Annotated in this window: 14 protein-coding genes; 13 read left to right on the top strand and 1 reads right to left on the bottom strand. The window is 60.5% G+C overall.

The window, feature by feature from the left end:
• Positions 1-387: 387 nt before the first annotated feature.
• The 9 genes from CGS25_RS17365 to CGS25_RS17325 all read left to right on the top strand — a co-directional run bounded on the left by CGS25_RS17365 (position 388) and on the right by CGS25_RS17325 (position 10,342).
• Positions 388-2,928: a membrane-bound PQQ-dependent dehydrogenase, glucose/quinate/shikimate family gene (locus CGS25_RS17365; RefSeq protein WP_101676246.1), complete on the top strand. Its 2,541-nt coding sequence runs from the start codon at positions 388-390 to the stop codon at positions 2,926-2,928.
• Between the two features lie 320 nt (positions 2,929-3,248).
• The gene (locus CGS25_RS17360; protein WP_089031718.1) at positions 3,249-3,704 is read left to right on the top strand and encodes an REP-associated tyrosine transposase; all 456 of its coding nucleotides are present in this window, start codon (positions 3,249-3,251) and stop codon (positions 3,702-3,704) included.
• 718 nt (positions 3,705-4,422) lie between these two features.
• The gene (gene rfaH, locus CGS25_RS17355) at positions 4,423-4,956 is read left to right on the top strand and encodes a transcription/translation regulatory transformer protein RfaH (RefSeq protein ID WP_232802472.1); all 534 of its coding nucleotides are present in this window, start codon (positions 4,423-4,425) and stop codon (positions 4,954-4,956) included.
• A 139-nt stretch (positions 4,957-5,095) separates the two neighbouring features.
• Positions 5,096-6,373 carry a Vi polysaccharide biosynthesis UDP-N-acetylglucosamine C-6 dehydrogenase TviB gene (gene tviB, locus CGS25_RS17350; protein WP_101676245.1) on the top strand — a complete coding sequence of 426 codons (1,278 nt, stop codon included), beginning with the start codon at positions 5,096-5,098 and terminating at the stop codon, positions 6,371-6,373.
• Positions 6,374-6,653: 280 nt separating this feature from the next.
• Positions 6,654-6,779, top strand: a complete 126-nt coding sequence (locus CGS25_RS19325; RefSeq protein WP_089034468.1) for a type II toxin-antitoxin system ParD family antitoxin — start codon at positions 6,654-6,656, stop codon at positions 6,777-6,779.
• Positions 6,776-7,177, top strand: coding sequence for a type VII toxin-antitoxin system MntA family adenylyltransferase antitoxin (mntA, locus tag CGS25_RS17340; protein WP_089031720.1), 402 nt, complete (start codon positions 6,776-6,778; stop codon positions 7,175-7,177). The genes CGS25_RS19325 and mntA overlap by 4 nt, the downstream gene beginning before the upstream one ends.
• 143 nt (positions 7,178-7,320) lie before the next feature.
• Positions 7,321-8,343: an NAD-dependent epimerase/dehydratase family protein gene (locus CGS25_RS17335; RefSeq protein WP_101676244.1), complete on the top strand. Its 1,023-nt coding sequence runs from the start codon at positions 7,321-7,323 to the stop codon at positions 8,341-8,343.
• A gap of 543 nt (positions 8,344-8,886) precedes the next feature.
• A complete protein-coding gene (gene abiEi, locus CGS25_RS17330; protein ID WP_101676243.1) occupies positions 8,887-9,435 on the top strand; it encodes a type IV toxin-antitoxin system AbiEi family antitoxin in 549 nt (182 codons plus the stop codon).
• Complete coding sequence (locus CGS25_RS17325) at positions 9,422-10,342, top strand: nucleotidyl transferase AbiEii/AbiGii toxin family protein (protein WP_101676242.1); 921 nt, start codon at positions 9,422-9,424, stop codon at positions 10,340-10,342. The genes abiEi and CGS25_RS17325 overlap by 14 nt, the downstream gene beginning before the upstream one ends.
• A gap of 89 nt (positions 10,343-10,431) precedes the next feature.
• Here CGS25_RS17325 and CGS25_RS19085 read toward each other — a convergent pair whose 3' ends face one another.
• Positions 10,432-10,578 (bottom strand): hypothetical protein, encoded by a 147-nt coding sequence (locus tag CGS25_RS19085; RefSeq protein ID WP_157933869.1) that lies wholly within the window; start codon positions 10,576-10,578, stop codon positions 10,432-10,434.
• 158 nt (positions 10,579-10,736) lie between these two features.
• Between CGS25_RS19085 and CGS25_RS17315 the strand changes: the two genes are divergently transcribed.
• The 4 genes from CGS25_RS17315 (at position 10,737) to CGS25_RS17300 (ending at position 13,943) form a co-directional block, all read left to right on the top strand.
• Positions 10,737-11,318 carry a DNA-binding protein gene (locus CGS25_RS17315; protein WP_101676241.1) on the top strand — a complete coding sequence of 194 codons (582 nt, stop codon included), beginning with the start codon at positions 10,737-10,739 and terminating at the stop codon, positions 11,316-11,318.
• Positions 11,319-11,630: 312 nt separating this feature from the next.
• The gene (locus CGS25_RS17310; RefSeq protein ID WP_101676240.1) at positions 11,631-11,855 is read left to right on the top strand and encodes an addiction module protein; all 225 of its coding nucleotides are present in this window, start codon (positions 11,631-11,633) and stop codon (positions 11,853-11,855) included.
• A gap of 32 nt (positions 11,856-11,887) precedes the next feature.
• Entirely contained in the window at positions 11,888-12,871 is a 984-nt protein-coding gene (locus CGS25_RS17305) for an HD domain-containing protein (RefSeq protein ID WP_157933868.1), read from the top strand.
• Positions 12,872-12,968: 97 nt separating this feature from the next.
• Positions 12,969-13,943, top strand: coding sequence for a nucleotidyltransferase domain-containing protein (locus CGS25_RS17300; RefSeq protein WP_089031728.1), 975 nt, complete (start codon positions 12,969-12,971; stop codon positions 13,941-13,943).
• The last annotated feature ends 238 nt before the right edge of the window (positions 13,944-14,181 follow it).

Raw genomic sequence — 14,181 nt, 5'->3', positions numbered from 1 at the left:
GAGCGGTCCCCGACCGCGAACCGAGCCGAAGGCGAGGCCAGCCTGGCAAGGCCGATTCGCGGTCAAGGACCGCTCCCACAAAACACCGTGCCAATCCGAACGTGCCGGCTACAGCGCCGCTGTGGGAGCGGTCCTCGACCGCGAACCGAGCCGAAGGCGAGGATGGCCTGGCAAAGCCGATTCGCTGTCAAGGATCGCTCCCACATCGAAATCCAACCCGGCGCCAGCCCGCCTGCCTGCATCCTGAATCCCATACCCACCCCTAACAATCTTAAAAATTAGTAAAATCCCGGGAACCCACCAGAAAGGGAGAGGGTGTTGACCCTCTGCCCTGGGGTACAGTCGTTAACGGAACTCTCCCTTCGCTGGATGCAAAAAGGAGCCGTTATGCGTGGATCACGGAAAGGACCCGGGGAAAAGGACCCGCTACTTTGGCTGGTGGGGGCACTGGTTGCCCTGATCGGTGTATTGATGGCCGCGGGCGGGGGGTATCTGGCCTTCCTGGGCGGCTCCTGGTATTACCTGATCGCCGGTGTGGCGATGGTGGTTTCCGGCCTGTTGCTGGGCGGGCGCCGCCGCGCCGGGGTGACCCTCTACGCGCTGATCTTTCTTGCCACCGTGATCTGGACCGCCTGGGAGGCGGGGCTGGATTATTGGGGCTGGATTCCGCGTCTCGACGTGATCATCGGCCTGGGCGTGTTGGTGGCGCTGGTGGCGCCGAGGGTGCGCGACGGTTTCGGCAGAGGCGCGTCGTTCGCCAGCGCCGGGGTGCTGGTGCTGGTGGTGATCGTCGGCGCCGCGCTGGTGTTTTACCCCCACGACGTCACCCATCCGGGCCAGGTGCCGGGACCGGGCAGCGCTTCGCTGGCCTCCGATGTGGGCGACGTGGCGCCGGTGGACAACCCGGCGGACGGTGACTGGCCGGCCTACGGTGGCGGCAGCGCCGCGTTGCGTTACTCTTCGCTCACCCAGATCACCCCCGACAACGTCGGCAAGCTGCAAAAAGCCTGGCAGTACCGCACCGGCGATCTGCTCCAGCAGCGCTGGGGCGCGGAAACCACGCCGCTCAAAGTCGGTGACGACGTCTTCCTGTGCACCTCGCGCAACATCGTGATTTCCCTGAACGCCGCCACGGGCGAAGAGCAATGGCGCTTCGACCCCCAGGTCTCCAAAGACGCCATTCCCTATACCGCCGCCTGCCGGGGGGTGAGCTATTACGAAGTGCCCGCCGCGCGCCAGGGTAACCGTGCCAGCGTCGATCAAAACGCCGCCCCCGCGCCGCAAGCCAATGATCAGGCCGACGCCGGCCAGCAGCCCGCCGGGGACACCGCGAACGCCCCGCAAACCGAGGCCCAGCCGGCGGCCGCGCAAACCGGCGCCTGCCAGCGCCGCATTTTCTCCGGCACCCTGGACGGCCGCATCGTCGCCGTGGATGCCGACACCGGCAAACCCTGCGCCGGCTTCGGCGACAACGGCCAGGTGGACATCAAACAAGGCATGGGCGTCAGCCCCAATGGCTATGTCTCCATCAACTCCGCCCCGGTGATCGTGCGCGACGTAGTGGTCACCGGCCACCAGGTGCTGGACGGCCAGCGCCGTTACCCGCCCTCCGGCGTGATCAAAGGCTTCGACGCGGTCACCGGCGAGCTCAAGTGGGCTTGGGACGCCGGCCGCCCCGACCACACCGGGCCGCTGCCCGAGGGCGAAACCTACGTGCGCGGCTCGCCGAACATGTGGACCACCGCCGTGGGCGACAACAAGCTCGGCATGGTCTACCTGCCCATGGCCAACTCCGCCGCCGACTACTGGAGCAGCTCGCGCACCGAGCCGGAAAACAAATGGGCCACCTCGCTGGTGGCGCTGGACGTGACCACCGGCAAACCGGCCTGGCACTTCCAGACCACCCACATCGACGTCTGGGACTACGACCTGGGCTCGCAGCCCAGCCTGATCGATTTCCCCACCGACAACGGCCCGGTGCCCGCCGTGCTGCTGCCCACCAAGCAGGGCGAGGTGTACGTGTTCAACCGGCAAACCGGCGAGCCGCTGGTGGGCATCGAAGAGCGCAAGGTGCCCCAGGGTGGCGCCGAGCCGGAAATGCGCTCGCCCACCCAGCCGTTCTCCCAATATCACACCCTGCGCCAACCGGACCTCAGCGCCCACGACATGTGGGGCATGACGCCGTTTGATCAGATCTACTGCCGCGTCCAGTTTCAGAAAGCCGCCTATGAAGGCATCTACACGCCGCCTCAGGCCGACCGGCCCTGGATCGAATACACCGGCTACAACGGCGGCTCTGACTGGGGCAGCGTGGCGATCGACCCGCGGCGCGGAGTGATGATCGCCAACTACAACATCACCCCCAACTACAACCGCCTGGTGCCCCGCGAACAAGCCGATCAATACGGCTGGAAACCCCGCGATGAACTGGCCGAGGACACCGGCGGCGCCGAAGGGCAGGGCGACCCGCAGGAAGGCACCCCCTACGCCATCGACGTCAACGCCGGCTGGCGCGTCAAATACACCGGCCTGCTGTGCAAGGAACCGCCCTACGGCGGCATCCGCGCGGTCGACATCAAAACCGGCGAAACCCTCTGGGACCGCCCCTTCGGCACCGCCCGCGCGAACGGCCCCTGGGGCATCCGCTCCGGCCTGCCGTTCGACATCGGCACCCCCAACAACGGCGGGTCCGTGGTCACCGCCAGTGGCCTGATCTTCATCGCCGCCGCCACCGACGACCTGATCCGCGCCATCGACATCAACACCGGCGACACCGTCTGGAGCGCACCGCTGCCCGCCGGCGGCCAGGCCAACCCGCTGATCTATGAAGCCGACGGCAAGCAATACCTGATGATCGTCGCCACCGGCCACCACTTCATGGAAACCCCCACCGGAGATTACGTCATCACCTACGCCCTGCCGGACTGACCGGCAAAGCGCCCCACGACCCCGCTCCCAACTCCACTACAATGCCGCTGTGGGAGCGGTCCCCGACCGCGAACCGAGCCGCAGGCGAGGGCGGGCCTGGCAGCGCCCATTCGCGGTCAAGGACCGCTCCCACAAAAAGACCGGCCCAGAGCCAGCCTCAGCCCCGCAACAGCGCCCTTGTGGGAGCCCTCGACCGCGAACCGAGCCCGCAGGGCGAGACGGGCAGAAGCCGCCGGTGCTAAGCTCGATGTCTAATGGTGGGAGCGGTCTTTGACCGCGAACAAGCCTGAAGGGCGGGACAGACATCAAAGGATAACGCGATGCCATGGACGGCACGCACCCATCGACTGCGCCTTGGACGGCACAGCCAAGCGGGTGGCATCTATCTGATCACCATCACCTGCCAACAACGGCAGCCGGCATTCACAACCCTGGGCCAGGGGCGCTGTTTTGTGCGAGCCATTCGCACCGTATCGAATCAGGCTGACACCCTTTGCTACGTGGTGATGCCTGATCATGTGCACTGGCTGATGCAACTCCGGCCGGGCAATGACCTCTGTGAAGTGGTGAGAAAAGCAAAATCCCTGACCACGCGCCGTTGGCGCCGTCTGCGGCCCGATGCCGGTGGGCTATGGCAAAGTGGCTTCCATGATCGCGCCCTGCGTAAAGATGAAGACTTGGCCGCCGCCGCTCGCTACATCATTGCCAACCCTCTTCGAGCCGGCCTTACTGGATCCGTACGGGACTATTCGCTCTGGGATGCGCTCTGGCTATAGGCCGTGAGCCCCACGACAGCGCCGCTGTGGGAGCGGTCCCCGACCGCGAACCGAGCCGAAGGCGAGGGTGGGCCTGGCAGCGCCCATTCGCGGTCAAGGACCGCTCCCACAAAAGGTCGACCCAGCTCCAGCCTCGGCCTGGGTGAAAGCTGCCACGAAAGACCGTTCAGAGCCGACCTCGGCCCCACGACAGCGCCGCTGTGGGAGCGGTCCCTGACCGCGAACCGAGCCGAAGGCGAGGGTGGGCCTGGCAGCGCCCATTCGCGGTCAAGGACCGCTCCCACAATCAAAATCAAACCCCCGGCGCGGGGCCGCCTGTTCCCTGCAACCTGTTCCTTGTTTCCCGCCTTGCAGCACTTTTAAGCGCGATATTGTTAACAGAAATTAATTGCATTAATATCGGTGCTCATCGCCGGTCTCTTTGTAAAAGATCGCAACAAAAGCCTACGTGAGGACTACGGCAAGGACCGCGCCAGATAAGTACCTTAACCTCCGCGTCGAACCTGAGTAAGCTCTCGGGTAGGGCGTCACTCAAGGACACTCGGATCGTAAATAAGCTGGCCCAGGGACAGAGGCAAGCAGTGGTTATCGCTATCTTCCCGGCCGGTTTTTTTTGTGCTCCCGGATAAGGAACAGGGTATGAATAAGCGTGGCTCGGATCGAGACTTTACATCCCCGTCATCACTTCGCAACGTGCCCGCTTGCATGCTTGAATTCTATGCATAAAGACGACGCGGTCATGGCCGTTTCCTCACCCCGTGGCGCCGCCTGGTATGTGATCCAGTGCCGCGCCAACCAGAACTTTCGCGCTCAGGAAAACCTGGAAAACCAGGGTTTTACCTGTTTTCAGCCGCGGCTGTGCGTGGAAAAACTGCGCGCCGGCCGCCGGCGCCGTTGCCACGAGCCCTTGTTTCCGGGCTATCTGTTTATTCAACTGCACGAACAAGGCCAAAGCTGGCACGCGATTCGCTCGACCCGCGGCGTGCAGAAGCTGGTGGCATTCGGCGACCGCCCGGTGGCGGTGCCCGACAGCGTGGTAGACAGCCTTAAACTGAATAGCGAAAACGCCGCCAACGATGGCGCCCCGGCGATTCGCCCGGGCGACCGGCTGCGTATTGAAAGCGGCCCCTTCGCCAACCTGGAAGCGGTATTTCAACGCTTCGCCGGTGAAGAGAGGGTGGTGGTTTTAATGAATATGCTGCATAAACAGCACGCATTGACGCTCGCTTTAAAAGACGTTCAGAAAATATAAGCCGTTTTTATTATTTCTGACCTTAAAGGCTGAGTGAAAAAATAGTGATTTAATCCGTTCTCAGGGAACCGACGGTAAACCCTGGGGCGGTAGCGTGTCCGAAGACAACATGGGCACTAATCAAACCGAAGGACGAACGATGACGACCCTGGACGAGATAAAACTGGCGGTAATCGGGCTGGGCTATGTGGGCCTGCCCCTGGCGGCGGAATTCGGCAAACACCGCCCGGTGGTTGGCTTTGACATCAACCCCGGGCGCATCAAGGCCCTGCAAGCCGGCTTTGATGCCACCCGCGAGGTGAGCGCCGAGGAGCTCAAGGAATCCGCCCAGCTCAGCTTCAGCGCCGACCCCGCCGCCCTGGAAGGCTGCAACGTCTACATCGTTACCGTGCCCACCCCCATTGATGAGCACCGCCGCCCGGACCTGACCCCGCTGATCAAGGCCTCCGAGGCCATCGGCAAGACCCTCAAGAAGGGCGACATCGTGATTTACGAATCCACCGTTTACCCCGGCGCCACCGAAGAAGATTGCGTGCCGGTGCTGGAGCGGGTTTCCGGGCTCACCTTCAACCAGGATTTCTTCGCCGGCTACAGCCCCGAGCGCATCAACCCCGGCGACAAAGAGCACCGGGTGACCACCATCAAGAAGGTCACCGCCGGCTCCACCCCGGAAATCGCCGACACCGTCAACGATCTGTACGCCTCGATCATCACCGCCGGCACCCACAAAGCCTCATCCATCAAAGTGGCCGAAGCCGCCAAGGTGATCGAAAACACCCAGCGTGACCTCAACATCGCCCTGGTCAACGAGCTGTCGATGATCTTCGGCCGCATGGGCATCGACACCCAGGAAGTGCTGGAAGCCGCCGGCACCAAATGGAACTTCCTGCCGTTCCGCCCCGGCCTGGTGGGCGGCCACTGCATCGGCGTGGACCCCTACTACCTGACCCACAAAGCCCAGCAGATCGGCTACCACCCGGAGGTGATTCTCTCCGGCCGGCGCATCAACGACGGCATGGGCCGCTTCGTCGCCAGCCAGCTGGTCAAAGCGATGCTGGACCGCTGCATTCAGATCAACGGCGCCCGCGTGCTGATCATGGGCCTGACCTTCAAAGAGAACTGCCCGGACCTGCGCAACACCCGCGTGGTCGACGTGGTCCGCGAGCTTGAGGAATACAACGTGCGCGTCGACGTCTACGACCCCTGGATCGACGCCGACGAAGCCCACCACGAATACGGCATCCAGCCCATCGAAAGCCCCCAGGTGGCGGAATACGACGGCATCGTCCTGGCCGTGGCCCACGACCAGTTCAAACAGATGGGCGGCCCCGCCATCCGCCAACTCGGCCGCGAAAACCACGTGCTCTACGACCTCAAATACGTGCTGCCGAAGGAAGGCGTGGATTTAAGGCTGTAACACTGTTCACTCAAGCGCCAGGGCTAACGTACAGGCCTTCCCGGCCGGTTCCCTCTCCCCTTGCGGGAGAGGGATAGGGAGAGGGGAAAAATTCGTTCAGCCCATTAACCACGTTTGACCGTGCTTCTCCCCCTCTCCCCAACCCCTCTCCCGCCAGGGGAGAGGGGCTTTAAGCTGGCCCAAACGTAAGGTGAACGGCCCTGCAATGGTTGAGTAGGCTTTATCGAAGGAGTAAGGCCCGGTATGTTCTTAAGTGCTCCTTTTGCATAGAGGTCTGATCATGGCATCCACCAGCTTGAGCCTTGGCAAACACTCGAAACTCTTTATCAAGAAAGAGATATCCAGCGGCCGCTACGCCTCGGCGAGCGAAGTCATTAGAGACTCACGGAGGCGGACGACGCCATGAAAGAACCTTCCGCGCACCTCGCAGCACGAATCCATGGTGCGCTGACAGGCCACAATCTGCGTTTGGTGGTGCTGTTCGGCTCCCTGGCCAGGGGCGAAGCCACCGCCAACAGCGATTTGGACATCGCTGTTCTCGCGGACCATCCGTTGACCGATATTGAGCGGCAGAGGCTTGTCGAAACCCTGGCCCTGGCGGTGGACAGACCGGTGGATCTGATCGATCTGCGTACCGTTGGTGAGCCTCTTCTGGGGCGTATTCTGGCCGAAGGGGTACGTCTTTGGGAAAGACCGGACGCATGGGCATCGCTCCTGTCCCGCCATTTAGGTCAAATAGAAGACTTCGTGCCTCTTCAACAGCATATTCTCCGAACCCGGCGCCAGGCATGGATCAATCAATAATCGCCCAGAAGCTCGAATCGCTGCATCTTTGCAAACAGCGTCTCGATGATTTTCGAGCTTTCGCCAAGGCTTTCAGCGACGAAACGCCTTAACAAGCCGCCGCTTCAACTTTTAACTTTGAACTTTCAACTTCCTGGTTCTCAATGACCCGATATAACGAACGAAAAGCCACCCTCCAGGCCCGCCCGCAAACCTGGCTGATCACCGGCGTCGCCGGTTTCATCGGCTCGAACCTGCTGGAAACCCTGCTCAAACTGAACCAGACCGTGATCGGCCTGGACAACTTCGCCACCGGGCATCAACACAACCTGGACGAAGTGCAGACCCTGGTGGCCGGTGAGCAATGGGCGCGGTTCACCTTTATCGAAGGCGACATCCGCGAACTCGATGATTGCCGCAAAGCGGTAAAGGGCGTGGACCACGTGCTGCACCAGGCGGCGCTGGGCTCGGTGCCGCGTTCCATCGCCGACCCCATCGCCACCAACCAGGCCAACATCGACGGTTTTTTGAACATGCTGGTGGCCGCCAAGGACGAGCAGGCGAAAAGCTTCACCTACGCCGCCTCCAGCTCCACCTACGGCGACCACCCGGACCTGCCCAAGATCGAAGACACCATCGGCAACCCGCTGTCACCGTACGCGGTCACCAAATACGTCAACGAGCTCTACGCCGACGTGTTCGCCCGCTCTTACGAGTTCAAGGCCATCGGCCTGCGCTACTTCAACGTGTTCGGCCCCCGGCAAGATCCCAACGGCGCCTACGCCGCCGTGATCCCCAAATGGACCGCCGCGATGATCCAGGGCGACACCGTCAGCATTAACGGCGACGGCGAAACCAGCCGCGACTTCTGCTTTATCGACAACGCCGTGCAAGCCAACCTGCTCGCCGCCACCGCCGCCGACGAACACAAGAACCAGGTCTACAACGTGGCCTGCAACGCCCGCACCAGCCTCAACGAACTGTTCGACCTGATCGCCCAGGAGCTCGCCAACCTGGACGTGCGCTACCACAAAAAGCCCGACTACGCCGACTTCCGCCCCGGCGACGTGCGCCACTCCCAGGCCGACATCAGCAAAGCCGCCGACAACCTGGGCTACCAGCCCACCCACAGCGTCGGCCAAGGCCTCGCCGTCGCCATGCCCTGGTACAAAGACAGCCTCGGCTGACTTGCCCTGGCCCTGAAAAGGCCCCCGTGGGAGCGGTCCCCGACCGCGAACCGAGCCAAAGGCGAGGCAAAGGCCAGGCCGGGCAAAGCCGATTCGCGGTCAAGGACCGCTCCCACAAGGACACAGGGCAGATTCCCCCGGCACCCCACTACAGCGCCCCTGTGGGAGCGGTCCGCGACCGCGAACCGAGCCGAAGGCGAGGCAAAGGCCAGGCCGGGCTAAGCCGATTCGCGGTCAAGGACCGCTCCCACAAGGACACAGGGCAGATTACCCCGGCACCCCACTACAGCGCCCCTGTGGGAGCGGTCCCCGACCGCGAACCGAGCCGAAGGCGAGGCAAAGGCCAGGCCGGGCAAAGCCGATTCGCGGTCAAGGACCGCTCCCACAAGGGCAGGGCAGATTACCCCGGCACCGCACTACGGCGCCGCTGTGGGAGCGGTCCCCGACCGCGAACCGAGCCGAAGGCGAGGAAGGCGCAATTGCATCGAGCGTGACATTAAGTGTACATTTAACCCCTTCCTGGGTAGGGTCTACGTACACAAGATGAATCTGCTTGCGCTACAAAAGACGCTTCATGATTGGGACAAACGCGGCAAATACGTGTTCTCCCACCATGCGCTGCGCCGTCTGTTCCCCGAGGAATCAGACAAAGCGTTTGAGAAAAGCCTCACCAGAATGGTGGCGCAAGGGGTGTTGAAGCGCGCAGCCCGAGGGGTCTACGTAAACCCGAATGCGCACAGTTTCGACGGCTACGCCATCGAACACATCGCCAAAGCGCTGCGGCCCGGGCATTACAACTACGTCAGCCTGGAATCCGCTCTCAGCGAAAGAGGCCTGATTTCCCAGATTCTGATCGACCGGCTGACCGTCATGACCACGGGGCGTAGGGGCATTTATAAAACGCTATACGGCACCATCGAATTCACCCACAGCAAACGTTCGGTGAACCAAATTCTGGCCAGCATGGTGACACAACCGAAACGCCCCCTGCGGGTGGCCACCGCGGACGCCGCGTTGCGCGATCTGCGTCGTGTCGGCCGCAATCTGCATCTCATTGATAAGGCGGAGCTCGCGGACGATGGCGAAGGCTGATTTCGACGCCCTGGTAGCCCGTGCCATGGCGATGCCCGGGCGAGCCCACATGCGCCCTGTGATTGAAAAAGAGCTGTTGCATTACGACATGCTGTTCGCCCTTGACCAGGGTGGATTATTAGACCGCATCACTTTTCAAGGTGGCACCAGCTTGCGCTTGTGTCATGGCTCGCCCCGCTTTTCGGAAGATCTGGATTTTGCCGGCGGGCCGGATTTCAAGAGCGAAGATCTGATCGCCATCAAAGGCTGTCTGGAAGAGTATCTTGGCGCTCGTTATGACCTTCAGGTGTCGGTCAAAGAGCCCAGGGAGATGGCGGTTGACCGCGCTGAACGAGGGTTAAACGTGGATTGCTGGCAGGTCAGCATCCAGACCGCCCCCGCGCGCCCCGACCTGCCCCGGCAACGGATAAAGTTCGAAGTCGCCAACGTTCCGGCCTATACCGGTGAGCTGACGTCATTACGCACGAACTATGACTTCTTGCCCGATGGCTACGCCGAGACCCTGCTGCGGGTGGAATCCCTGGACGAGGTGTTCGCGGACAAGCTGCTTTCTTACGCGGTGTCCAGTTACCCTCGCTATCGCGATATCTGGGACCTGCGGTGGCTGGAGCAACAAGGGGCAAAATTGAACGCCGACCTACTGCGCAATAAAATTACCGACTATCGGGTTCAGGATTACCCGGTGCGTGCGGAAAACGCGATACGTGCCTTGTCGGATCAGGTGCACAGCCGGGAGTTTTCCGACACCATGCTTCGGTTCTTGCCGCAAGAAGTGCAAGAAAGAACGCTCCTCAGGGAAGGCTTTCTGGATTACCTGACCAAGCAGGTGGAGGGCCACTTGGAAAACGCATTGACGGCGCTGCGCACCCCCGCCGGCACCAAAGCCGAGCCACCGTTCAGGATGTAGAGTGCCGTCGGAGCGGCCCCGACCGCGAATTGGTCTGCCAGGCCCCTTCACGGTCAAGGACCGCTCCCACAAAGGCGAGCAAATCATTGTCACTTGACAACAAAAATAATCACAATAAAATCAAGGAACAGATCGATATGGCCCGCGGAAAGCACCCCAAAGCCGTCATCGAGCAAGCGATTCAACACGCTGAATCTGAAGGATGGACGGTACGAAAGCCCGGCAAAAGCGCCCACGCCTGGGGCATCCTGGAGTGTCCGAACAATGACCCGGAGTGCCGCTGCGGTAAGTTCTGCCGGAACGGAGTGTGGTCCACACCCAGAAACCCGGATGCCCACGCGAGCAGCATCAGGAAATGGGTTAATCGGTGTAAATACGCGAACCGAGGTGAAGAATGAATACGTTTGAGTTCCAGCTTCACTTTCAACTGCCCGGAAGCGAAACGGACCCGGAAGCCTGGCTAGACGCCCTGTTTGAAGCAGGGTGCGACGACGCTCTGATCGGTGTCGCGGCGCAAGGCTACCTTTCGCTCGACTTCAGCCGTGACGCAGCCGCAGCCTGGAACGCACTGCAAACAGCCGTGGAAGACGTAAAAAAAGCCATTCCAGAGGCCCGCCTGGTCTCGGCCGGCCCCGACCTGCTGAACCTGTCTGAACTCGCCGAACTGCTCTCGGAACGGCTTGTGAAGGTCACCCGCCAGGCCATGCGCAAATACGCCAAGGGAGAAGTGAAGAAAGTCACCACCCGCTTCCCATCGCCCCGCGTATCCGGCGGCACGCCCCTGTGGCACGCCGACGATGTCCTGGGTTGGATGACCGAGAACCACAAGATCCGCCAGCAGGCCGCCGACCGCGCGGCAGCATTGCGCGCACTGACTTCCGCGACGCGCACCCTGAACAGCACCAAAGAGTACCAACAGAGCCGCACCACCGACCCGGACCTGGTACAAAAAGCGGAACGAATCCTGGCCGCCTGACAGCCATCGCCGCTCCTTGTGGCAGCGGCCCCCGGCCGCGAACCGAGCCAAAGGCGAGGCCAGAGCACGGCAAAACCCGTCGCTGGCACGGCGGGATGCCGCCCAGCGGATCGCTGCCCGGCCTCTCCTACAGCGGCTACGTAGCCAGGTTTGTCTTTATGTAGGAGCAGGCCATGCCAGCGACAGGCCTTGCCCAAACACCAACCCCGCTGCCAACCCGCCGGCCTTTTCTTTCCGGCGTTGGCGGGGCGGCAAAAGAGAGCAGTACAATAAAGACTGAACGCGAAACGCGAAGAGACGAGGAACAACCCGATGACAGTCTCGCTGGATCTTGACCAAATGAGCACCGAAGAAAAATTGCGTGTGCTTGAGGCGCTGTGGGCCGACTTAAGCCAGAAAACACCGGATAGCATTCCTGCCCCCCAGTGGCACCAAGATGTACTCGAGGCCCGGGAAAAAAATGCCGAAGAAGGCACCACAGGATTCAGCGCCTGGGCGGATGTAAAAAAACGGATACGTGACCGGTTTCAGAAATGAGATACTCAGAGGCTGCTAAGGAATGTACTTTCATGGCGACTTCACCAAAAAAAAGGGTCGGCGGCATACGCCATTGGCTGGATGATGCCAGCGACGACTCAATAATAAAGGATGTTATCAACTCCTGGCCGTTCAGACGGTTGGCCGGCATTTCATTTTTAGGCGCCATCGATTATATCTCGCTGGGAGACTCTGGACTGTCCACGGCTCGGCGAACACGCCAGCAGCACTCATTGCATGTCGCCGCTCTGGCCAACTTCGTCGCGAGCAACCGTGGTTACTCCGAAGAAGTGCGCCGACACATTGTTGTTGCGGCCTTGTTGCACGATATCGGGCATGCGCCCCTGTCCCATAGTGTGGAGCCGCACTTTAAGAGCGCGCTCGGGTTCGGACATCACGAAATGGGCTTGCGAATCATTGACGGCGAATATCGACGTTGCAAGCCGCTAGCCAGGTTGTTGCGTAACAAGTGCGATCTTTCACTCATCATTGCTTTGATTGAGGGAAAAGCTCCGACGCATCTGGGCGGCGACCTGTTTAGCGCGAAAATCAACATCGACACCATTGATGGCATTTGGCGAAGCTGCATGTCCTTGGCGGGTTCCGCTTTGGGTATGGACCGCATCGCCGTTGCTAACGCAGCTTTCCTGGCCAAGGGTGAGCATGGGCAGGATACCCTGGATCATTTCTGGCGGCTCAAAGACTTCACCTACAATCAATTCATTACCAGTGAAGCGGGGTTGTTGGCGGATTGGCGCAGCCAGACTTATTTTCAGAAATATCACGTGCCTCTGGATGAAGCCGATTTGATAGAACGTGAGTCTGCCTGGCGCAAGGATCATCCGATGCTTTTCTTATCTCTGAAAGGCGGAAGGGCTCCCCTAAGATCATCGGAAGGTAAAAAGGTCAGGTCTTTGCCATTCGTTAAACGTCAGTACTGGGTCAGTAACGCCCAAGACAATGAAGATCGTTACCAGGTTACCAAGCGAGATGAAGTGCTGAGCGTGATTGGATAAATGATAAAGCCAGATAGGTGAAATAAAGCGCTTCGAAAAATTGTTGGCACTTTTAGGAAAACCAATAAAAAAAGTCAAGGATGAGTGGGAGGCAAAGATGGCCTTGGGGAAATACGCGAAAATCGATGAGGCAAGAGAGTTTACCGCTCGCAAGTTGGCCAGCCTGAGAAAGGAGTTGGGCGAAGCACTCACTGACAGCCCGTCTCAAGATAAGCTTACTGTAATTACGACCGGGTCCTATGGAAGAGAAGAGGCTTCGTCGGAGTCGGATCTCGATCTGTACATTATTTTCGATTCCGACATGCCAGCGGAAGACGCCATTCCCGCTGAATTGGCGAGTATCCGAGCGGTGGTTGAGCGGCATGTTCCGCAGTCAGTGGGCAGCACGGGCACCTTTGGAACGGACGCAGTGGTCAGTTTCACGGACATGCTCACCAATATAGGTGGGGAAAAAGACTCCAACACGTTGTTAACAAGACGCATGCTGTTCCTGCTTGAAGGCGCTTGGCTATATGGCGAAAGCCGCTTTCACGCCTACCAGACTGATCTGTTAAAGAAATACATGAAACCAAGCTCGCCGAGCGCGCGTATCCCAAGGTTTCTGTTGAACGACATTATCCGGTACTACCGAACCATCACTACGGATTTTGAGTACAAAGTCACCGAAGACGGCAAATCCTGGGGCTTACGTAGCACAAAGTTGCGCTTTTCAAGAAAAGTGCTCTACTTCGGCGGCATCGTGGTAGCGGCCGAGTTGGCCAAGCTGGACCACGAGGAAAAGCTGGAAAAAGCAGCGCGGCTTTTTTCCGAACCAGTCCTTCAACGCATTGAATCGGTTGGTGGGTCGGAACGCTCCGCGGGCATCTTGGAAATCTACGAAGAGTTCATCGCATCAGTCTCGGACCCGGAGATACGCAAGCAGCTTGAAAAAGTGGAGAAAGAGACCCGCCAGGAAAGTGACGTGTACCAAAACCTCAGATCCCTGAGCGAGAGCTTCTCCGACGCGCTTGCAACCTGGCTAACGCAGGTGTATCCAGAAGAGCACCCGATACACCATGCCCTGGTCTTTTGATGCTTCAGGCCCAGGGCTTACCACAGCATCCGGATATGATGTGGGAGCGATCTGCGAATCGAGCCGAAGGCCCGGCAAAGCCGATTCGCGGGCAAGGACCGCTCCCACAAGGGCAGGGCCGATTACCCCGGCGCCCCACTACAGCGGCGCTGTGGGAGCGGTCCCCGACCGCGAACCGAGCCAAAGGCGAGGAAAGCCCGGCAAAGCCCCCCGGCGCAACTGAACACTGAACACTGAA

It is taken from the genome of Alloalcanivorax mobilis (assembly GCF_002864685.1).
Lineage (GTDB): Bacteria > Pseudomonadota > Gammaproteobacteria > Pseudomonadales > Alcanivoracaceae > Alloalcanivorax > Alloalcanivorax mobilis.
Note: the sequence above shows the minus strand (reverse complement) of the source record. Positions and strands in the feature narration are given on the sequence as shown.